Below are 22,691 nucleotides of genomic sequence, written 5' to 3' on the forward strand. Positions count from 1 at the left end.
TATTCGTACCTTTGCACCCTTGATTCGATAATAAAATTATGGCAGAAGAATTAGATAACGAACAATTAAATTCTGCTGACTATTCAGCAGATAATATCCAATCCCTCGAAGGAATGGAACACGTGCGTATGCGCCCCTCTATGTACATCGGTGATGTAGGAACACGCGGTTTGCACCACCTTGTATACGAGGTGCTCGATAACTCTATCGATGAAGCCCTCGCTGGTTATTGTGATACGATTTCTGTAACTATCAACGAAGATAATTCTATTACCGTCGAAGATAATGGACGTGGTATCCCCGTCGATATCCACAAAAAAGAGGGCGTTTCTGCTCTCCAAGTGGTAATGACCAAAATCGGTGCAGGTGGTAAATTCGATAAAGGCTCTTACAAAGTATCAGGCGGTTTGCACGGCGTGGGGGTTTCCTGCGTGAATGCCCTTTCCGACCATCTAAAAGCTACTGTATATCGCGACGGCAAAATATGGGAACAAGAGTACCAACGTGGGGTCGCTATGTACCCTGTAAAACAGGTAGGTGATACCGATAAACGTGGTACTAAAGTTACTTTCCACCCCGATGAATTGATCTTTGAACAAACTACCGAGTATAAGTACGATACTCTTGCCGCTCGTATCCGTGAACTCGCTTATTTAAATAAAGGTATTACGATTACCCTTACCGACCTCCGTAATAAGGACGAAAAAGGTAACTTTATCACCGAAAAATTTTATTCAGAAAATGGATTGAAAGAGTTCGTGAAATTCCTCGACGGCAACCGTATGCCTATCATTGGCGGTGTAATTGCTATGGAAGGTGAAAAGAACGGTATTCCAGTAGAAGTCGCTATGATTTACAACGACTCTTACAATGAGAACCTGCACTCTTACGTCAATAATATCAACACTTCTGAAGGTGGAACTCACTTGCAAGGTTTCCGTATGGGGCTTACCCGTACGCTCAAAGCCTACGCCGATAAATCAGGTTTGCTCGAAAAAATGAGCAAGGATAAAAAGAATCCTGTAGAGATTGAAGGTGATGACTTCCGTGAAGGTCTTACCGCCGTTATTTCAGTAAAAGTCGCTGAACCTCAATTTGAAGGTCAAACTAAAACTAAACTCGGTAATCGTGAAGTCACTTCAGCAGTATCTCAAGCCGTTGGGCAAATGCTCGAAGATTATCTCGAGGAAAATCCTAATGATGCCAAAACCATTGTTGAGAAAGTTATTTTAGCAGCTCAAGCTCGTCAGGCAGCACGCAAAGCCCGTGAAATGGTGCAACGTAAAAGCGTGATGAGCGGTGGAGGTCTTCCTGGTAAACTTGCCGATTGTTCTGAAGAAGACCCTACAAAATGCGAACTCTTCCTCGTTGAGGGTGACTCAGCGGGCGGTACTGCTAAACAAGGTCGAAATAAAGATAACCAAGCAATATTGCCCCTCAGAGGTAAAATCCTCAATGTCGAAAAAGCAATGCAACACAAAGTATTTGATAGCGACGAAATTAAAAATATCTATACCGCTTTGGGGGTAACTGTCGGTACTGAAGAAGATGCTAAAGCACTTAATTTGAGTAAGCTACGTTATCATAAAGTGATTATTATGTGCGATGCCGATGTTGATGGTTCTCACATTACAACTCTTATCCTTACATTCTTCTTCCGCTATATGCGCGAACTTATAGAAAATGGTCACGTGTATATCGCTACACCACCGCTCTATTTGGTGAAAAGTAAAGGTAGCAAACGCGAAGAATACGCTTGGAATGAAAAACAACGCGATGCACTTTCTGCCGAAATGGGCAATGTAACCATTCAGCGTTACAAAGGTTTAGGTGAGATGAACGACCACCAGTTGTGGGATACAACTATGAATCCTCAACATCGTACTCTCCGCCAAGTAACTATCGATAACGCTACTGAAGCCGACCGCGTTTTCTCTATGCTAATGGGTGACGAAGTCCCTCCCCGTCGTGAGTTTATCGAGAAAAACGCTAAATATGCGAAAATCGACGCGTAATATAATCAACTCTGTAGGGGCGTTTTGCAAAATGCCCCTACTTTATATACAACAACTAAAACACTCATTCTATCAAAAAATTACGAAAAATACTTGTTCGTTTCTTCCTTATAACCCTTGTGTTACTGGGGGTTACGGCTCTTCTTTTGACCTTACCTGCCACCCAAACTTTCATTGCTAAAAAGGCAGTAGCTTACCTGAATAAGGAATTTGGTATCGACTTAAATATCGACCGCATTCACCTGAAAATCAATGGTGATGTAGATATCAAGCGCATCCTTATTCGCGACCATAAACAAGATACGCTTATTTCAGCTAAAAAACTCACTACTTCTATTTTAGACTTCAAACAGCTGATTGATGGTAATCTGTACTTCGGCAATATCAAAGGTGATAACATTGTTTTCAATATGAAAACTCACAAAGGCGATACGCTCTCAAACCTCGATGTATTCGTGAATAAATTCGATTCAGGTGAACCCAGTACAGGTAAATTTGTGATGAAAGCTAAAGGTATAGAGCTCAAAGATAGCTATTGTTATATTTCCAATGATAACAATCCTGACCTTTCTATACTAAAAGTTACTAAACTAAACACCGAACTAAACGACTTTAAAATCTTAGGTAGTAAAATCTTCTTTGAAATGAAAGAAGCCAACTTCCGTTTCGACAACAAATTAGAAGTTACCCACCTAAACACCTATTTTAGCTATACCGATAGCTTGATGCAAGCTAAGGATTTGCGATTGCAAACACCTCAAACTGACCTTCAAGGTACGATAACTATGTTGCCTCACAATGGCAGTTTTGGCGATTTTGTAAATAAAGTAGTCTTTGATGTCCATCTGCCTAAAGCTATTGTGAACACTACCGATTTAAACGCTTTCTACAACGGTTTCAATGGGGGTAGAAATATAGTGTTAGAAGGTGTAACTATGAAGGGTACATTGAATAACTTTGTCATTCCTCAAGGTAAAATCTCCTATCAAAATACACTTATTGAAGGTGATTTAGCTTTTCAAAATCTGCTTTCTCAACACGCTAATATCGCCGTTATCGCCAAAAACGTACACGCCGAGAGTATTTATAACGATTTAGCTTACTTGATGCCCGAAGTCTTGGGTAAAAATATCCCAGAGGAACTGCAAAGGCTGGGAATGTTCTCCTTAGATGGTGATTTCGCTTACCGTACCACTTCCTTGCAAACCAATGTATGGCTAAAAACTAATGACGGTGAAGCTCATATTGATGGTTCTTTAGACGACCTTACCCATACCGATAAAACAGCTTTTAAAGGTACACTTACTACTAATCAATTTCACTTAGGAAAAATTTTAGACGACCCTAATATAGGGGCTATCAGTACCGATATGTTAGTGCGTGGCGAAGGCTTAGATTTCGCTACTATGAAACTCTATGCCAATGGTACCATTCATTCAGTGGGGTATAACGGTTATAATTACCAGCGCATAGCTATCAATGGAGAGTTTCGAAATCAGGTGTTTAGCGGTAAGATCGACACTCGCGACCCCAATCTTATGATGAGCTTCAACGGGCTTGCCGACTTATCGGGCAGAAATAATAAATTCGATTTCCAAGCTGATATCGCTTTAGCCGACCTCCACGCGTTACGCTTTATGGAAAAGGACAGCATTTCACAGTTCTGTGGCAAGGTAGTAATTGATATTTCGGGTAACCAATTAGATGATATTGTAGGAAAAATATCCTTTAAAAACACTAATTACATCAATTCAGCAGGCGACTTTACCTTTAAAGATTTTGAAGTGGTTTCAACTCTCAACAACGGAATTAAAGAAATTACTATCAATTCACCTGATATCGTCAGCGGAAATGTAAAAGGAAAATTTAAATTAACTGAAATTAAAAAAGTACTCCAAAATGCCGTAGGAAGCATCTATACCCAATATAATCCTTATAAAATAGAGAAAAACCAATATGTAGATTTTCATTTCAATATCTACAACAAAATTGTAGAAGTGTTCGTACCCAAAGTCAAAATAGGTAGCAATACTTTTGTCAATGGCAATATAGATGCCGATAAAGGAAGTTTTAAATTCCAAATGAAATCACCAAGTATCAATGCCTACAACAATCAAATTGATAGTCTTAGCCTTGAAATCGACAATAAAAACCCATTGTACAATACTTATTTTGAAGTAAAAAAAGCTGATTTTGGAGTCTATGCTATTCAAGATTTCAACCTGATTAATACCACTATTAAAGATACACTTTTCTTTCGCACCGAGTTCAAAGGTGGGGATACTGGTAAAGATACTTACGAGTTGAATTTCTATCATACGCTCAACAAAAAACAAGAATCTATTATTGGTATCAAAAAATCGCTCATAAATTTCAAAGGTAATGAGTGGTATATTAACCGTGAGAATGCAATGAATGAGTACAACAAAATTGTGCTCAATCGTACCGCCGATACGATTAAGGTGAGCAACTTCAAAATGGCACACCAAAACCAGTATATAAACCTCAGTGGACTCATCACTACCAAAGATTACAAGAATCTACATTTGGTGGCACACAACGTGGCGTTAGATAAAATAGTCCCCGAAATGAAAGGACTCAATCTCACGGGAACGCTCAACGGCAATGTGTCGCTCACCCAGCGAGGAAATTTGTATTACCCTTCTGCCGACCTCTTTATTCAGTATTTTAAACTGAATGGCTACGACTATGGCGATTTAGAAGTCGGTATCTTTGGCAATAACGATTTGTCCTCCTTTGATGTAGGAGCTTTCTTCTCCAACGGGCGCGCTCTCGGATTTGCTACACGCGGAAAAATTAATCTGGATAAGAAAAAAGGTACTTTGCTCGACCTTACAGCTTATTTCAAGGACTTTGAACTCTCGCCTTTTAACCCGTTTTTGGAAGGTATCTTCTACGACCTACGCGGTACAATGACAGGACAGGTGAAAATAAACGGAAGTGTAACCGACCCGCTGATGGACGGTACGCTCACCTTGCACAAAGCGGGGGTAGGTATCGACTACCTCAAACTCAACGCCGATATACAAGAAGGAGCACGTATCAAGGTGAATAACAAAACTTTTGATATTGACAACTGGCTACTCACCGATACAGCCTATAAAACTCAGGCTACCCTCAATGGCTCTATCCGTCATAACAGATTGTTAGATTGGTTCTTAGACCTCAAATTGCAAACTCTGGGTAAACGATTTATGGTGCTCAATACACCTTATACCGATGAAGCGCTCTTCTACGGAACTGCCTTTATGAAAGGAACTGCTACCATTAAAGGAGCTTTAGATGAGATTGCAATTAAAGTAAATGCAAAAACTGAAGAAGGTACTTCTTTTAAAATACCACTCAGCGATAGCGAGAGTGTTGGCGACGACTCGTTTATCACCTTTATAGAAAAAGGAGATAAGAAGATTCAATTAAACCGCAACTTAGAGTCTATCAAAGGTTTAGAATTGAATTTTGAGTTAGATGTCCTCCCTACTGCCGAAGTGGAAATTGTAATGGATAGAAAAACAGGTAGTAGCCTTGTAGGGCGTGGGGCGGGTACACTCCTTATTGAAATCAATACCAATGGTAAGTTCAATATGTGGGGAGACTTCATTACCTATTCAGGCTTCTACAATTTCAAGTACGAGAATATTATCGATAAACGCTTTACCGTACTCCCTGGTGGCTCTATTTCGTGGAGTGGTGATCCGCTAAAAGCTACTTTGCGCGACCTGAAAGCTGCCTATAACCTCAGTGCTAACCCAAGTACCCTCTTAGAAAGCAGTCAGTATAACCGAAAAATAAATACTCAGGTAGTTATTAAATTAGAAGGCGAACTGATGCACCCCGAAACCTTGTTCGATATTACCTTCCCTGATAGCAGCCCAAGTTTAGTATCCGAACTCAACTACAAGTTAGAAGACCAAGACCGCAAACAGTTACAAGCTTTCTCGCTCTTAGCACAAGGCTCGTTTATGAGTGAGAAAAATACCGATAATCGTTTGGTTGCCTATAACCTTTTTGAAACAGCTGCGGGTCTATTCAACCAATTGCTATCCGATGAAGATAACAAGCTGAATTTAGGGGTGTCGTATGAAGCAGGCATCAACGATAGTTCGTCCGATATCAATAGCGACCGTTTAGGCTTCACCGTCTCTACCCAAATCACCGATTGGGCAAGTGTGAATGCCAAAGTAGGTATCCCTGTAGGAGGTGTGAGTCGTACTGCCGTAGCCGGCAATGTAGAAGTGCAATTCCGCCTCAACCCCGATGGTAGTCTCACAGCCAAAATATTCAATCGTGAAAACGAATGGCAGCAGTATATGCTCGATCGTATAGGTTATGCACAAGGGGTAGGTCTTACCTATTCAGTAGATTTCAATACCTTTAAAGGTTTGATGCAAAAAATATTTAAAAAAGGCGGTAAAGTACTCGAATCAAAAAAATAAAAAATAGAAAGAAAAGCATTTTTTCGTCGTTCGTCGTTCGTCATTCGTAATTATTTTGTACTTTTGCGCCCAATAACTCAAAATAACAAACAAGCGTATGGCTAAGAATGTAGTGATTGTAGAGTCGCCTGCAAAGGCTAAAACTATTGAAAAGTTCTTGGGTAAGGACTACAAAGTGGTGTCCAGTTACGGGCATATTGTGGATTTACCTTCTAACGAGTTAGGGGTAGACATCCAACACGGATTTAAACCAAACTACCTTATCTCTAACGATAAGAAAAACCTCGTAAAAGACCTCAAAGCGCTCACTGCTACCGCCGAAACCGTATGGCTAGCTTCCGATGAAGACCGCGAAGGAGAAGCTATAGCGTGGCATCTCGCCGAAACACTCAAACTCAAAAAAGAAAATACAAAACGCATTGTCTTCAATTCAATTACTAAATCAGCAATTGAAAAAGCTATTAAAAATCCTCGCGGCATCGATTATAATTTAGTAAATGCACAACAAGCACGCCGTGTGCTCGACCGTCTCGTGGGCTACGAACTCTCCCCCGTACTTTGGAAAAAAATTAAAAGCGGTCTCTCAGCTGGGCGCGTGCAGTCGGTAGCTGTACGCCTTATTGTAGAGCGAGAACGCGAAATACAGGACTTCAAAACACAATCTTCTTATAGAATTACCGCCGAATTTACAACTGCCGAAGGAAAAGTGGTAAAAGCAGCCCTCCCTAAAAATTTTGATACTCAGGCAGAAGCCGAAGCTTTCTTGCAACAGAATATAGGGGCTCACTTCAAGGTGCAATCCTTAGAAACAAAACCCGCTAAAAAAACACCTGCACCGCCTTTTACTACTTCCACGCTTCAACAAGAAGCCGCGCGAAAATTGCACTTTTCGGTTAGTAAAACAATGACGGTAGCCCAACGCTTGTACGAATCTGGATTCATCACCTATATGCGTACCGATAGCGTAAACCTTTCACAAGAAGCTCTCACCACAGCTAAAAATGCAGTAGTACAGCTCTTCGGCGAGCAATATAGCCAAGTGCGCAACTTCGCAACCAAAAGTAAAGGAGCGCAAGAGGCACACGAAGCCATTCGCCCTACCGATATGAGCCGCCCTAATATCGCTGCTGAACCCGACCAAAATAAACTCTACGAACTGATTTGGAAACGCACTTTGGCTTCTCAAATGGCTGATGCCCAAATAGAGCGTACCACCGTAAAAATAGAAGCCGATAAACATAAAGAATATTTCATAGCCAATGGTGAAATGGTACAATTCGATGGTTTCCTTAAAGTCTATTTAGAAAGTACCGACGACGAGGAAGAAGAACAAGAAGGAATGTTGCCTAACCTTAAAAAAGGAGAACAGCTCACTAATCACCATATCACTGCTACTGAGCGTTTTACACGTCCATTACCGCGTTATACCGAGGCATCATTAGTAAAAAAATTAGAGGAACTTGGCATCGGGCGTCCATCTACCTATGCGCCTACCATCTCCACTATTCAAAATCGTGGTTATGTCGAGCGTAGTACCCTTGAAGGGGAAGTACGCCCTTACCACCAGCTCACCCTTATAGGCAATATAATTACCCCTAAAACCCTAACCGAACGTATAGGTGCTGATAAAGGAAAGCTCGTCCCTACCGATATAGGCAGTGTAGTAAACGATTTCCTCGTAAACCATTTCGATACTATAATGGACTATAACTTCACTGCTAAAGTAGAAAATAGCTTCGACGAAATAGCCGAGGGTAATGAGAATTGGATAGAGATGCTTTCAGATTTCTACAAACATTTTCACCCCGTAGTAGAAAATGTTGAAAAACATACAGGGCGTGAAACAGGTGAACGTGTACTTGGCACTGACCCTAAAACAGGGCGTCCCCTCAGCGTACGCTTAGGGCGTTATGGAGCAATGGCACAAATAGGCAACCCCGATGATACCGAAAAACCTATCTATGCAAGTCTGCTGGCAGGTATGTCTATCGAAACCATTACTTTTGAAGAAGCTCTCAAACTCTTTGAACTTCCACGTCATTTAGGTATAGTTGATGGCAAAAATGTAGAAGTGAATGTAGGTAGATTTGGCCCTTACGTGCGTTATGGTGAAGCTTTTATATCGCTTGATAAAGGAGAAGATATATTTAGTGTAACCCTCGACCGTGCCAAACAACTCATCGGTGAAAAGAAAAAAGCCGATGCCCCTATTGCTACTTATCAAGGGGTAGAGGTAACCAAAGGAGTAGGTCGTTTTGGACCTTTTATCAAGTGGAATAATACCTATATCAATGTACCTAAGAAGTACAATTTTGATCACCTCTCCCAGCAAGATGTACAAGAACTCATAGAAGATAAACTTAAAAAAGAATCAGAGAAAGTAGTAAAAGAATGGGATGAAGGAACTATTCGCATAGAGAAAGCACGTTGGGGGCGTTTTACCCTCATCAAAGGTAAATCCAAGGTAGAGCTCCCTAAAGATACCGATGTAACAACATTCACTAAAGAGCAAGCCCTTGCTCTCCTTACCGAGAAAGAACCTAAGAAAACTACTACTCGCAAAAAAGTAGTAGCTAAAAGTAAGTAAGTAATTGTAGAACACTTTCTAATGTGGAGAATTTTAAAATATCCAAACAAATAAAATAACAAAAGCGCAACGCCCCTTGAGGTATTGCGCTTTTTTAGTTTATAAAGAAAATTTACTTTCTTTTATAGATATAAACAGTAGTTTCTGTAACACTACTACTTTTGTTGAAATCTTCAAAAGTAAGAGTAAGTTTGTTGTTGGTTATAGAAAAAGTAGCTTCATCAGCTTCTCCTATTCTATCTCCTTTTTCTGTTAAAACAATCTGTTTTCCAGTAATAGTGTAAGTACCCTCCTCCTGACTTTCTTTACATTGATTGTTTGTAGGATTGATGTCATAAGAAACTAAAGAATATTTGTTGTCAGCAGTGAAAGTGTAAGTATTTTTCTTCTCACATTCATCAAGAACTTTCTCAACACCATTTTCTGTTTCACTTTCAATAATCCAACTTCCTACTAAGCTATTGTTTGTTTGATTATTTGTTTTATCGTCCGATTTTCCACACGATGTTACAAAAATTGCTACGGCTACTAAAGCCATTTTAAAAAGTTTTTTCATTTGCTTACATTGTTTTTATTAGTTCAACGGTACAAAAATACGATTTTGCCTCTTATCTCTTACCTAAGAAAAGGTTTCTCTATCGTTTTATATAAACTATTGTACCGGTAACTTCTTTGCCGCTCTCATCTTTTTTAGTTTGAGTGATAGTAAGTTTGTTCCCTGATAAACTAATTTCACTACTATAACTGCTACCATCTTGCTTTTTGTAGAAAATTGTATTACCTGAAACTGTGTAAGTCCCACTGTTTCTTCCAAGCTCTGTACAAGTGTCATTTTTTGTAGCATAACCAACAGATGAGAACTCTGTAGTAGTGAAAACTATATTTGTTCTCTTTTCACAATCTGTGTAGGGCTGAACTTCTCCATTAATAGTAGCACTTTCTAAATACCAAGTGCCTACTAAGTCCTTATTGCTCACGCCATCGTCCGATTTTCCACACGATGTTACAAAAAATGCTGCGGCTATAAAAGCCATTTTTAAAAGTTTTTTCATTTGCTTACATTGTTTGTATTAGTTCAACGGTGCAAAAATACAATTTTGCCTCTTATCTCTTACCTAAGAAAAGGTTCCTCTATCGTTTTACAAAAACCATTGTTATAGGAACTGTATTTCCATCAATATTCTCGGTGTCAATAAAGGTCAATTTATTTCCTGATAAAGAAACTTTAACAGCCTCATCATTAGTGATAATAGTATTGCGAGAAATGCGATAAGTATCTGTTTGTTTAGTCATTTGGCAATCATTAGCTACTCCCTCATACATAGTAAGTGAAATTTGAGTGTCAGTGAAAACAATATTTGTTTGCTTGTTACAATCGTTAAGAGGAGCAGATGTTTTCATCATAGTAACACTTTCTAAATACCAAGTGCCTATTAAATCTTTACTGTTAATGCTCGCACCATCGTCTGATTTTCCACACGATGTTACAAAAAATGCTGCGGCTATAAAAGCCATTTTTAAAAGTTTTTTCATTTGCTTACATTGTTTTTATTAGTTCAACGGTGCAAAGATACAAATTCATCCTTTTATTGGTGTTAAATTATTGTTAAATATCACTTGATCTATTTTTGTTCAATCTCTTTATTAATATTTGTAGTACAAAATCTTATCTCTTACCTCTTATCTCTTACCTAAAAAATGCCTTTGGCACGAATTTCGCTACCTATTGTCAATAAAATACTATATACCTTATGAAAAAGTTATTATTACTATGTTTAGGGGCTCTTGCCTCTGTAAGTTGGGCTCAAGAAGTAGGCTCAGCTGGACGTTTATTACAAAATGAGTACCACCAAAACAAACAAGCACGTGCTGTGATTGGACGTGGTGGAATCTCGGTGAATATTGATTGGGAATACGACTACAACGGTGGTTATGCCGAAGTGTTTATCCGCATTCCTGAACGTGGTCGATTTACAGTGAGTATAGGTGATCAAGAAATTACCAGCACTACGGGTATGTACCGCTTTTTTGATGTAACAGCTACTCCTCAGCCGCTTAGTATCTGGCAAGGGCGCACACTAATCTATCGCGTAACGATTAACCCGCGCGACAATACTCGTATGATAATGGACTTCTTTTCGCGTGATGGCTTATATTTGTTAGACGAAATTAGCTTGAACAACAACCAGCCTTCCTATCACGGTCGCCAGTGGAATGACGTGTGGAATCGCTCATACGGTGGAGGCTATGGAGGTGCTCCTATGATGCGTCAAGGTGATTTTAATAACTTCTTTAAGATGTACAAGGACGAAACTTTCGATAAAGACAAACTCGCTTTCTTTCGCGCTCAAAAAAATATTGTCTCATTTACCACCGAGCAAGTAGGACAATTGATGGAAGAACTTTCTTTTGATGACAATAAATTTATCATCGCACAAGAAGCCTACCCCAATGTGGTGGATCCTCAAAATTACTACCAGTTGCAAGCTAAATTTACTTTTCCCTCTGGTAAAAAGAAACTTTCGGAATTCTTGCAATCAGTACGTAGATAATGAATGTTATAACAGTATAACGAAAAACTATTACTATGAGGCTTTGTGTATTCGATAAAAATCGTATCTTTGCCTCAAATTTAACAATAATACAAAAACATATTAGTATGGCATTAGAAATAACAGATGGAAATTTTGAAGAGTTGGTGCTTAAAAGTACCCAGCCTGTATTAGTAGACTTTTGGGCAGTGTGGTGCGGTCCTTGCCGTATGCTCGCCCCTGTAGTTGAAGAAATCTCTAAAGAATACGAAGGTAGAGTAGTAGTAGGCAAAGTAGATGTGGATAACAACCAAGAATTTGCTGCTAAATATGGTATCCGCAATATCCCTACAGTATTAGTATTCCAAAATGGTGAAGTAGTAGGTCGCCAAGTAGGAGTAGCTCCTAAAAAAACCTACACCGATGCATTAGACGGATTATTGTCTTAATTGCTTGTCGTGTTACAACAAAAAAGGCTATCAACAACTTATTGTAATTGTTGATAGCCTTTTTTGTATTGTTTTTTAAGGGCTAAAGTGCTTCTCTTACTTTCTGCGCAAGCGCTTTAAACTCTTCATCAGTAAGTTTTACTTTGTGTTGGAAGGTCATTTCCTTCATCTCGCTGATAGGAATGAGGTGCACGTGTACGTGAGGCACTTCAAGACCTACAACTGCTACGCCTATACGCTCGCAAGGTACTACTTTTTCAAGAGCTTTGGCTACGCGTTTCGAGAAAGCCATCAAGCGCAGATAATGGTCGTCATCCATATCAAAAATATAGCTAATTTCTTGTTTAGGCACACAGAGGGTATGTCCTTTAGCATTGGGGTTGATATCGAAAAAAGCGATAAACTCATCGTCTTCTGCTACTTTGTAGCAAGGAATTTCCCCATTGATAATTTTTGTAAAAATACTCATTTTTTTTATTTGTTAGTTCAGGTTTTAGGACTTAGCCAATCTTTAAGTATAAACCAATAATCATAAGGGCAAGAGTAATAAATAATCCCACCACCCATTTTATGATATCTAATTTAGCTTGCGCTAAATCTTGCTTTGTTGCAAGTTTATCTTCTGATTGGGGTAAAATCATATTTTAGTAATAAAAAATTATATTTAGTATATGTTCTTACCTCTTATCTATCTTGAGATTTCTAAAATCTCCATTTTAAGAGTGCCATTAGGTACTTTAATTTCGGCAATTTCACCTACTGATTTGCCCAAGAGTCCTTTGCCAATAGGTGAACTTACCGATATTTTCCCTGCTTTTAGGTCGGCTTCACTTTCAGCTACAAGCGTATAAGTAATTTCCATCTTGTTGGCGAGGTTTTTTAGTTTTACGGTAGAGAGCACAAGCACTTTGCTCACATCGAGTTGTGATTCATCGATAATGCGGGCATTAGCTACCAATTCTTCGAGTTTGGCAATCTTCATTTCCAATAAACCTTGTGCTTCTTTGGCTGCATCGTATTCAGCATTTTCTGAGAGATCTCCTTTATCACGTGCCTCAGCAATAGCTTGAGAAGCACGAGGGCGCTCCACATCTTTCAGCTGGTTGAGCTCATCGCGGAGCTTTTTCAATCCTTCAGCAGTGTAGTATGATACTTTTTTCATAATATTCTTTTTAGATGTTGTTATGTTTATATAAAAATAAAAAATCCTCAAATAGTCTCTCTGAGGATTTCTGGGCGCAAAGGTAATACATTTTTTTGAAATGGCAAAAAATAAAACATCAAATCGCCAAATTGTCAAATCTTCAAAATAAATTACCTCACAAATCGATAACTCCCTTTCGGAGGCAGGGCTAACAAATCACCAAATTAATTTGCATATCTCAGTTTTTTTTTGAAAACTTTGCACTCATTTTTTAAGTAATTATGAGAGGAAAATTATCACCAAGCTATGTTTGGTTGCTCTTTTTGCTGATGGTAGGAACTATGAGTGCTCAGCAAATTGAAATTTCAGGAACTGTAAAGGACAGTAAAAATGAGCCTTTATTAGGTGTTTTTATTTTAGTGAAAGGTACCCAACGAGGTGCAACTACCGATTTTGATGGGCATTATTCCCTAAAAGCAAATGTGGGTGATGTGCTCAAGTTTTCTTTCTTAGGAATGAAAGCGGTAGAGAAAAAACTCACTGCAAGCACTAAAAAACTCAATATTACTATGCAAGAGGATGTACAACAGCTCGAAGGTACCGTGGTAGTAGGCTATGGTGGTAAAAAAGTAGCCAGTCGTACAGTGGCTTCAGTTGCTACAGTAAAAGGAAAAGATATTGCCGAAATTCCAGGAGCTAACGTTGTTGATGCACTACAAGGGCGGGTGGCAGGTATGGTCGTAACTACCAGTACAGGTGCGCCTGGCTCTACTTCATCTGTGCTCATTCACGGTCTGAGCTCTTTTACCTCGGCTTTTGAAAAAGCTGGAGCTCAAGCACAGGCAAACGACCCTTTGTATATAGTAGATGGAGTACCCGTGAGTAGCAGTGTGATGACGGCGCTCAACCCTGCCGATTTTGAAAGCGTTTCAGTATTGAAAGACGCTGCTTCTACTTCTATCTATGGAGCTCGTGCTGCCAACGGTGTGATCCTCATTACTACCAAAAGAGGTAAATACAACGAGCGGACTAACATTACTATCAATCATCAATTGGGGGTTTCTGCACTCAACAATGTAACTCGTAAATACTTCGATAAATTAGCAACCCCTCGCGAATATATGGATTTTTGGCTACTCAAAGCTCCTAATCAAATAGTAGAAGTGGGTAGACGACTCAATTATACCGAAACCGACCCCACAGCTATAGCCGATAGAATCCTTAGAGAAAATCCTTATAACACCCGTTGGGAAAAGGTGTTGTATCACAATTTTGTGCCTACTTCACGCACCGATCTCACTATATCTGGTGGTAATAACAATACTACTTACTATATTTCATCGGGCTATTTAAACCAACAAGGAATGAGAAGTGGTACTAAATTCAACCGTTACAATGTGGTGATGAATTTAGACTCTCAACTAACTGATTGGCTCAAAGCAGGGCTTTCGCTCTCCTACGCGCATAGTGACAATTCTATCTATACCAATCCTTTCCCCTCAGATTCTGAGCTCTTGTCCTTGCCTTTTTATACTCCTTATGACAATAATGGAAAAACTAAAGAGTTTATCAATTCCATTAGAGGCACTCGCAACGGCTTCTATCACCCCGATTATATAGCTAAAAACTTCATAAACAATAGCTTTAACGACGATATTATCCCTATAGGTTACATCGTGCTTGAACCTATTAAAAACCTTACTTTTAAATCACAAGGGGGGATACAGTACAACATATACGAAAATGAAGCCAAAACCCCTATGCCATCTTTCACCGATTATAAATTCGGTTCACAAGTGGTAGGACGGGTGAGACGCGATATCAATAAATCTATCCAAAAAACCTATACTAACTTATTGGAATATAAATTCGATATACGCCAAAAACACTTGTTCGACCTCTTGTTAGGTCAAGAATCTATAGAAAATACTTCTTATGGATTTAGCGCTTCTTCACAAGGGCAACCTTCCGATGTATTTACTATGCTTTCTCACGGAGCTCAAGAAAAAAATGCTTCCGATAACAAAAGTGTCAGCACTTTCAATTCATTTTTCTCTCGCTTAGAATATTCGTATAACAATCGTTATTTCTTAGACCTATCAGCCCGACGCGACGGCTCATCTGCTTTTATAAAAAAACATCGCTATCAAAACTTTTGGGCTGTAGGAGCAATGTGGAAACTCAAAGAAGAAAGTTTCTTAAAAAATATAGATTGGCTTACCGACCTGAACTTGCGTTTTAGCACAGGGGTATCAGGCAATGCTCGTATAGGTGATTACAGAAATATGATACTCGCTCGTGCCGATAATACCGACCTCTATGATGGGCAACTCAGTTTCAAACTCTCTCAAGTGCTCGGTAACCCTAATTTAAATTGGGAAGAACAACGCAAAAGCACTTTCGGGCTAAATTTTGTGCTCAAAGCAGGAAATACTTCTGTTAATATCGAATATTACGACAGAAAGATTTTCAAAATACTCTCCTCTCGTGATATCAATAGTGTATTTGGTTACCCGATGATACCCGATAATATAGGTGATATGCAAAACCGAGGAATTGACTTCTCTTTGGCTACCACTGCCTATCAGAATAGAGAAAAACAAATCTCTGTCCGCCCTTATTTCAATATGAATTACAACCAACAGAAGGTTACTAATATTTCTTACGGTAAGGATTATTCGTACAACCGTGCTTTGTATATGGGGTATAAAGTGGGAAAACCTATAGAGTGGATGATGCCTATCTTTAAAGAAATTGATAACAACGGAAATGCAGTGTGGTATCAAGCGGGCGATGATAAAATGGAAAAACAAACGGATGATACCAAAACTACCAACGTCTATAGCCCCGATGCTTTAGACCAAAGCACTGGTAAAAAACGATATGCCCCTATCAATGGTGGTTTGGGTTGTGACATTACCTATAAGGATTTTTCGTTGAGTATGACTCTCTCTTATTCCTTAGGAAAATACAATATCAATAGAGATAAACGAGATTTACTAAACCCCGGATATTTCGGAGTGAAAAATATCAGTACCGATATCTTTAACTATTGGAAACAACCTGGCGATAATACCGATATACCCCGTATCGATAGCGATGTGATGATGACAATGGATACACGTCTGCTCGAAAAAGCCGATTACCTGAGAATGAAAAATATCAGTCTTAGCTATAACCTCCCACAAGAAACTATCGATCAACTGAAAGTGGTGAAAGCTGTTAGGCTCTCACTATCAGCTCAAAACGTATTTACCTTTACCAAATTCACGGGCGTTGACCCCGATTATACAATGGGTATCATAGGAGGGTATCCTCCTACACGACAATATACCTTAGGTGTTGAACTTAAACTATAAAAAAACAATGAAAAAAATCAATTCTATATACTTATTATTAATTGTAGCACTGTTGCTAAACGGCTGTTTTAGTCTCGACCAAGAACCTTATGATGAAACCAAAGCGACAAATACGTTCAACACCCCTAAAGAAGTGCGCTTTTGGTTGAATAACATATACAGCGCTATTCGTAACAATCATCAAGGTGAAACTATGTACCTCACCGACCTTCAAGCCGATTATCTGAACCTAACAATCAATAACAGAAGGGATGTGATAAGAGATTTTCAACGTTATGGTGAACTGAATAGCTCTAATGGCAATATTCTCAATATATGGGATACTCAGTACAACATCATAGCCAATATCAATGCTGCTATAGAAGGTACAGAAAATAAAGAAAATCAAGAGGAAATAAAACCTTTGCGTGGTGAACTTTTTTTGAGTCGCGCTTATTGTTACAGCTATCTCGTAACGCATTTTTGCAAACCTTATAATGCCACCAATGCTGCTAATGATTTAGGACTGCCTTTGGTTATCGAAAAAATGGACTCCCGTGAAGCTCCCTTGCGCAGTAGCCTCGCCGATACCTATCAATTTATTCTAAGCGATATAGAAAAAGCTATATATTTGCTCTCTAACCAAACGGGTAGGGTAGGGGCGACCACTTTTACAATAGATGCCGCTAAAGCCCTTAAAGCGCGTGTATTGCTCTATAAAACCGATTGGGCTCAAGCCTTGCAGGTAGCCGAAGAACTTATTAACTCTGGTAAATATCCTTTGGTGAACACTCAAACCGACTTAGAGGCTGTTTGGAAAAATGATGCTACCAACGAAACGATTACTCAATTGACCTCAGGAGTCATCGGAAGCAATATCGAAAGACCTGCTAATCACAACGATTTGTATCTCTTTGAAGATAAAAATATGACCTTCCCTTTCCCCGCAGTACCGCCTTTCCCCGTATGTGGTGGAAATCGACCTTACTTGGCCGACCCTAATGTCGTGCCCACAGGCACTTTCGTTAATTTGTTCAATAATAACGACTGGCGAAAATCAGTGTATATAAAACAAATAGATTTGTCAGTCGATATGCCCGACTTCTTTACTTACGACTGCCCCGACGAAAATTTAGCTTATGTAGTGAACAAATACCCTCGCAATGAACAGTTGAGTATTGAAAATGATTTCTTTCTGTATTATGGACACAAACCTACACTCTTTCGCATAGCCGAAACTTACCTTATTGCTGCCGAGGCTGCCTATAAAGCTGCTAATGAAACTAAAGCAAAAACTTATCTAAATACCCTCCGCCACGCTCGCGGACTCACCTCCGCCAACGATATTACAAGCAGTGGTACCGCCCTTTTTACCGACATTCAAAACGAACGCAACCGCGAACTTTGCTTTGAAGGTTTCCGCTTGTTCGACTTGAATCGTTGGGGATTAGGCGTACAGAGAGGTACTCCACAAACCCTCTCTTTCAATCTCGTTTTAGATACTCCTGCTAACGAACTTACTCAATTAAATCTACCTGCTGGTCATTATAAAATGGTATGGCCTATCCCACAGAAATTAATTAATCACGAGAAAGGGCGTTGGCAACAAAACCTAGGCTGGTAACCTCTATCTCCTAACTCCTAATCTTATGGAATATTACGAATTGTACAACAAACTAAAAAAGATTTTCGATACCCAGCGCGATACTGAAGTGCCTGAATTGGGTATTCGTATTTTGCATAACAACTTCTTTTCAGAAGGTGCTAAGCACTATTTGCCAGGGAGTCCGCATTTGTTTTGCCAAGAGCACAAGGTAGCGTTCCCCTCTCAACTCAATGATGCTCAAGACGATTTGCATTGGGCTGACTATGATGTGGATTGTAACATCCACTTTCAATATCACATCGTCCAACCCCTTCATACAGAAAAGTCCAACGGGGTAATCATTGTTTTTCACGGGCTCAACGAAAAAAAATGGGATAAATATCTCCCGTGGGCTTATGGTTTAGCAACACAAACAGGCAAAGCTGTGGTGCTCTTCCCCATAGCATTTCATATGAGTCGTGCCCCTGAGCGTTGGAGCTCTCGCCAAGAGATGTATTCCATCGCACAGAAGCGAATGAATGAGTTTCCTGATAATTCCGAAACTTCCTATGTGAATGCAGCGACCTCTACACGTTTAGATGCTTTTCCTCAGCGACTATTTTGGTCGGGTTTGCAAACCTATAACGATATAGTGCAGTTCATCACCGATCTAAAAGCGGGAGTTTTCCCTACCATTGCCCCAACTGCTACAGTAGATCTCTTTGGCTATTCCATAGGCTCTTTCCTCTCAGTAATACTGATGATGGCAAACCCTAAGGGATATTTTGCTAATGCCAAACTCTTCTGCTTCTGCGGGGGAATGACCATCGACCGTATGTTCCCTATTTCTAAATACATAATGGACGGTCGTGCTGCCATAACGATGCAAAAAACATTTGCCGAGTTACTGAGTACCAACTTCAAGAATGACGATCGCCTAAGGCATTATCAAGATAGTGAGCTTCATTTTGATGAAGGCTGGTTCAAAACGATGTTGCGATATAACTATTACCAGAAAGAACGTGAACAACGTTTTTCACAACTTGAAAATCAAATCAAAGCCTTAGTATTAGAAAAAGATGAAGTAACACCTCCTATCGAAGCTCTCAATACCCTAAAGGGCGGTTATCGCAATATCAATATAGAGGTACAGATAGACGATTACGATTATCCTTATACTCATATGAACCCCTTTGCCCTCACCACCAAAAATGCCCCGCAAGTAACCGAAGCCTTTAATCGTTTCGTAACATCAGCAGCAGCGTTTTATAATAGCTAAGACTAAGAGTTAGGAGGTAAGAGTTAAAAAGAGGTAGGGACTAAAATATTACAGATTCTCACAGCTCTCGCACCTCCCATAGCTCTCATTTTCGCCCGTGCGGCTCGCACCTCTCACCCTAACGACTAATAAAATGATAGATACTCACACCCATCTATACTCAGAAGAATTTGATCTCGACCGTACCGAGATGATAGCTCGCGCAAAAACAGCAGGCGTAACCCATTGCTTTATTCCTGCTATCGATGCGAGTTATACCCAGCGGATGTTCCAACTAAAAAATGAATACCCCAACTATGTTTCCCTGATGAATGGTTTGCACCCTTGTAGTGTGAAAGAGAACTATAAAGAAGAACTCGCTCACGTAGAAGCCCTAATGTCTGCGCACCCTTTTTGTGCGATAGGCGAAATAGGTATCGACCTCTATTGGGATAAAACCTTTCTCAAAGAACAACAAGAGGCTTTCGCTTGGCAAATGCAGTTGGCTAAAAAACATCAGTTGCCTATTGTTATTCACTGTCGAGAGGCTTTCGACGAAGTGTTTGAGGTTTTAGAAACTGAAAAAAGTGACGACCTCTTTGGTATTTTCCACTGCTTTACGGGCACAGAAGAGCAAGCCCATCGCGCTATCAGTTACGGATTGCATTTAGGAATAGGGGGAGTAGTAACTTTTAAAAATGGAAAAATCGACCAATTCTTAAAAAATATTGATTTGTGTCATATAGTTTTGGAAACCGACAGCCCTTATTTGGCGCCCGTGCCTTATCGTGGAAAGCGTAACGAAAGTGCTTATATTGTGAAAGTTGTAGAAAAATTATCGGATATATATCAACTTCCAGAAAGTGAGATAATCCGCCTTACCGATATCAATGCTACAAAAATATTTAACATTTAATTAGGTGTTATCAAATATATTTCGTTACTTTGCCTTTCGTATACAAAGAATAAGCATACAAAACCACTGAAATGACCGATTATTTCAAATCTATACGCCCCTTCAATGATAACGAAGTGCCTAAAGCCTTGTTACAAATCAAAGATACCCCTTTGATTCAAGCAATGATGGCTTATGCATTTCCTGAAGATACTCCTGCACAGCGAGTGGAAAGACTCCTCGCTTGCCAAAAAGTATCCGATTTTCAGGTGGATATAATGTACCAAGTGGTGACTAAAGCAATTGAAAAAAGTATCACCGAGTTTACTTGCGATGGCTTTAGTGCTTTAGATCCTAAAAAAGGTTATGTATTCGTTTCTAACCACCGCGATATTATCTTAGATACTTCCTTGTTAAATGTTGCTTTGCACGACAATCATCTCTCAATGACCGCTTCGGCTATGGGCGACAATCTACTCAAAAAAAAATACCTCAAAATATTGGCAATGCTCAACAGAAACATTGTTATATATAGAAGTCTCCCCCCTCGTGAGGCTTTAGAACACTCTAAATTGGTATCCGAGTATATACATCACTGCATCAGTGAAGAACATCGCAATGTGTGGATTGCCCAACGCGAAGGGCGTACCAAAAACGGTGATGACCGCACCCAGCAAGGCGTCTTGAAAATGCTTACCCTCAATACCCCCCAAAGCGTAACCCCTCTGCAATACCTCAAAACCCTCAACATCGTGCCTATGTCTATCTCCTATGAGTTCGACCCCACCGATGTACTGAAGTTGCCCGCACTCATCGCTCAACACAACGGCGTAGAGTACGTGAAATCTAAAAAAGAAGATTTTGAGAACATCATTCAAGGGCTGATAGGACAAAAAGGACGTGTACATATCTCAGTAGGGCAACCTTTTTATGAACAAATCGATACTATAGAAGCTGCTCATCAACACCTGAACAAACAACTACAAGCCTTAGCTGAGTGCTTAGACCGCGCTATCCATCAACAGTACAAATTGTTCCCCGCCAATTACATTGCTTATGATTTGCTCAACAACACCTCTATATATAAAGATTGCTACAACGAAAAAGAATTTAGACAGTTTGAACGACGAATGAACAACCGAAGCAAATCTGAAGACCTTTCTCAAGAAAAATTTTTAGAAATGTACGCCAATCCTGTAAAGAATAAATTCGATGGAAACCAATAACTCAAAAGTACTCCTCATCTATACCGGAGGAACTATCGGAATGATAAAGGACTACCAAACGGGGGCTTTGCGCGCTTTCGAGTTCGATAATCTCTATAAACGCATCCCCGAATTGTCTCATTTAGATTGTAATATTTCGGTACATTCCTTTCAAAAAGTAATCGACTCCTCCGATATGAACCCTCAACATTGGATTGAAATCGCTGAGGTCATTGAAAAGGAATACAACAACTACGATGGTTTTGTAGTGCTCCACGGTAGCGATACAATGAGTTATTCAGCTTCAGCTTTGAGCTTTATGCTACAAGGGCTTACCAAACCTGTGATTTTTACCGGCTCTCAGCTCCCCATAGGTGACCTGCGCACCGATGCCAAAGAGAATCTTATTACCTCCATACAGTTGGCAGCCCTCAAAGAAAATGGAAAATCTGTAATACAAGAAGTAGGACTCTATTTTGAGTACAAACTCTATCGCGGCAATCGCACAACTAAAATAAATGCCGAACGCTTTCAAGCCTTTGCCTCTCTCAACTACCCATTATTGGTAGAAAGTGGCGTACATCTAAAGGTGATGAAGGAAAACCTCCTCCCGCGCAAGCAAGGCACTACCTTAGAAGTCTGGAAAGATTTTGAAACTGATGTAGCTATTCTTAAAATGTTCCCAGGAATTACCCCCGCCGTGCTCAATGGCTTTTTTAATATTCCTAATCTCAAAGGGGTAGTACTCGAAACCTATGGATCAGGCAACGCCCCTACCGATAGCTGGTTCGTAGAAAGTTTGCAAAAAGCAATTGATAAAGGAATATACATAGTGAATGTAACCCAATGTTCCGGAGGTAGCGTGATGATGGGCAAATATGAGGCAAGTGAAGCCCTCAAAAAGATGGGAATCATAGACGGAAAAGACCTCACAACCGAGTCAGCAATCACAAAATTAATGCTTTTACTTAGAAAAAATATTTCTCCTAAAATGTTCAAAATCAAGTTTGAAGAAAATATAGCTGGAGAAATTTAGCAAAAAATTAAGAAAAAACTTGCGAGATAAAAAAATATTTTGTTACTTTGGCATTCAGAAACAGCATAAAGAGAGGTGTCCGAGTGGTCGAAGGAGTACGCCTGGAAAGTGTATATACGCCACAAGCGTATCGAGGGTTCGAATCCCTTCCTCTCTGCTTTCTTTCTAAAAAATATTATTAAACATTAAATTAT

The 22,691-nt window shown here is 39.6% G+C and carries 17 protein-coding genes and 1 tRNA gene; 12 read left to right on the forward strand and 6 right to left on the reverse strand.

Annotation, left to right across the window (positions count from 1 at the left end):
• Nucleotides 1–38: 38 nt before the first annotated feature.
• The 3 genes from gyrB to topA all read left to right on the forward strand — a co-directional run bounded on the left by gyrB (nucleotide 39) and on the right by topA (nucleotide 9,056).
• Nucleotides 39–2,015: a DNA topoisomerase (ATP-hydrolyzing) subunit B gene (gene gyrB, locus CBG49_RS06465; protein ID WP_009413399.1), complete on the forward strand. Its 1,977-nt coding sequence runs from the start codon at nucleotides 39–41 to the stop codon at nucleotides 2,013–2,015.
• A 119-nt stretch (nucleotides 2,016–2,134) separates the two neighbouring features.
• A complete protein-coding gene (locus tag CBG49_RS06470; RefSeq protein WP_088593854.1) occupies nucleotides 2,135–6,469 on the forward strand; it encodes a translocation/assembly module TamB domain-containing protein in 4,335 nt (1,444 codons plus the stop codon).
• Between the two features lie 97 nt (nucleotides 6,470–6,566).
• Nucleotides 6,567–9,056 (forward strand): type I DNA topoisomerase, encoded by a 2,490-nt coding sequence (topA, locus tag CBG49_RS06475; RefSeq protein WP_088593855.1) that lies wholly within the window; start codon nucleotides 6,567–6,569, stop codon nucleotides 9,054–9,056.
• Nucleotides 9,057–9,168: 112 nt separating this feature from the next.
• On the opposite strand, the gene CBG49_RS06480 is transcribed toward topA, so the two are convergent.
• From CBG49_RS06480 to CBG49_RS06490, 3 genes are all read right to left on the reverse strand, one after another.
• Nucleotides 9,169–9,612 (reverse strand): lipocalin-like domain-containing protein, encoded by a 444-nt coding sequence (locus CBG49_RS06480; protein ID WP_009413403.1) that lies wholly within the window; start codon nucleotides 9,610–9,612, stop codon nucleotides 9,169–9,171.
• A gap of 79 nt (nucleotides 9,613–9,691) precedes the next feature.
• On the reverse strand, nucleotides 9,692–10,108 hold the full coding sequence (locus CBG49_RS06485) for a lipocalin-like domain-containing protein (RefSeq protein ID WP_088593856.1): 417 nt from the start codon (nucleotides 10,106–10,108) through the stop codon (nucleotides 9,692–9,694).
• Between the two features lie 79 nt (nucleotides 10,109–10,187).
• Nucleotides 10,188–10,589 carry a lipocalin-like domain-containing protein gene (locus CBG49_RS06490; RefSeq protein ID WP_009413405.1) on the reverse strand — a complete coding sequence of 134 codons (402 nt, stop codon included), beginning with the start codon at nucleotides 10,587–10,589 and terminating at the stop codon, nucleotides 10,188–10,190.
• A gap of 218 nt (nucleotides 10,590–10,807) precedes the next feature.
• On the opposite strand from CBG49_RS06490, the gene CBG49_RS06495 reads away from it, so the two are divergent.
• The gene (locus tag CBG49_RS06495) at nucleotides 10,808–11,608 is read left to right on the forward strand and encodes a DUF4476 domain-containing protein (RefSeq protein WP_088593857.1); all 801 of its coding nucleotides are present in this window, start codon (nucleotides 10,808–10,810) and stop codon (nucleotides 11,606–11,608) included.
• Nucleotides 11,609–11,715: 107 nt separating this feature from the next.
• On the forward strand, nucleotides 11,716–12,036 hold the full coding sequence (gene trxA / locus CBG49_RS06500; protein ID WP_088593858.1) for a thioredoxin: 321 nt from the start codon (nucleotides 11,716–11,718) through the stop codon (nucleotides 12,034–12,036).
• A gap of 82 nt (nucleotides 12,037–12,118) precedes the next feature.
• Here trxA and CBG49_RS06505 read toward each other — a convergent pair whose 3' ends face one another.
• The 3 genes from CBG49_RS06505 to greA are packed head-to-tail and all read right to left on the reverse strand — an operon-like array spanning nucleotide 12,119 to nucleotide 13,198.
• Nucleotides 12,119–12,505, reverse strand: coding sequence for an HIT family protein (locus CBG49_RS06505; protein WP_088593859.1), 387 nt, complete (start codon nucleotides 12,503–12,505; stop codon nucleotides 12,119–12,121).
• Nucleotides 12,506–12,536: 31 nt separating this feature from the next.
• Complete coding sequence (locus tag CBG49_RS15860) at nucleotides 12,537–12,677, reverse strand: hypothetical protein (RefSeq protein WP_009410099.1); 141 nt, start codon at nucleotides 12,675–12,677, stop codon at nucleotides 12,537–12,539.
• A gap of 47 nt (nucleotides 12,678–12,724) precedes the next feature.
• Nucleotides 12,725–13,198 (reverse strand): transcription elongation factor GreA, encoded by a 474-nt coding sequence (gene greA / locus CBG49_RS06510; protein WP_034555703.1) that lies wholly within the window; start codon nucleotides 13,196–13,198, stop codon nucleotides 12,725–12,727.
• Nucleotides 13,199–13,461: 263 nt separating this feature from the next.
• Here greA and CBG49_RS06515 point away from each other — a divergent pair, with 263 nt between their 5' ends.
• The 7 genes from CBG49_RS06515 to CBG49_RS06545 all read left to right on the forward strand — a co-directional run bounded on the left by CBG49_RS06515 (nucleotide 13,462) and on the right by CBG49_RS06545 (nucleotide 22,654).
• Nucleotides 13,462–16,539, forward strand: coding sequence for a SusC/RagA family TonB-linked outer membrane protein (locus CBG49_RS06515; RefSeq protein ID WP_227002983.1), 3,078 nt, complete (start codon nucleotides 13,462–13,464; stop codon nucleotides 16,537–16,539).
• A gap of 7 nt (nucleotides 16,540–16,546) precedes the next feature.
• Complete coding sequence (locus CBG49_RS06520; RefSeq protein ID WP_088593860.1) at nucleotides 16,547–18,142, forward strand: RagB/SusD family nutrient uptake outer membrane protein; 1,596 nt, start codon at nucleotides 16,547–16,549, stop codon at nucleotides 18,140–18,142.
• A gap of 25 nt (nucleotides 18,143–18,167) precedes the next feature.
• Nucleotides 18,168–19,382 (forward strand): DUF6051 family protein, encoded by a 1,215-nt coding sequence (locus tag CBG49_RS06525; protein ID WP_088593861.1) that lies wholly within the window; start codon nucleotides 18,168–18,170, stop codon nucleotides 19,380–19,382.
• A gap of 133 nt (nucleotides 19,383–19,515) precedes the next feature.
• Entirely contained in the window at nucleotides 19,516–20,277 is a 762-nt protein-coding gene (locus CBG49_RS06530; RefSeq protein WP_088593862.1) for a TatD family hydrolase, read from the forward strand.
• A 71-nt stretch (nucleotides 20,278–20,348) separates the two neighbouring features.
• Nucleotides 20,349–21,482 (forward strand): 1-acyl-sn-glycerol-3-phosphate acyltransferase, encoded by a 1,134-nt coding sequence (locus tag CBG49_RS06535; protein WP_009413413.1) that lies wholly within the window; start codon nucleotides 20,349–20,351, stop codon nucleotides 21,480–21,482.
• Entirely contained in the window at nucleotides 21,469–22,497 is a 1,029-nt protein-coding gene (locus CBG49_RS06540; RefSeq protein ID WP_088593863.1) for an asparaginase, read from the forward strand. Before CBG49_RS06535 ends, CBG49_RS06540 begins: the two co-directional genes overlap by 14 nt.
• A gap of 69 nt (nucleotides 22,498–22,566) precedes the next feature.
• Nucleotides 22,567–22,654, forward strand: a tRNA-Ser gene (locus CBG49_RS06545).
• The last annotated feature ends 37 nt before the right edge of the window (nucleotides 22,655–22,691 follow it).

The sequence above is a fragment of the Capnocytophaga endodontalis genome, from assembly GCF_002209445.1.
Lineage (GTDB): Bacteria > Bacteroidota > Bacteroidia > Flavobacteriales > Flavobacteriaceae > Capnocytophaga > Capnocytophaga periodontitidis.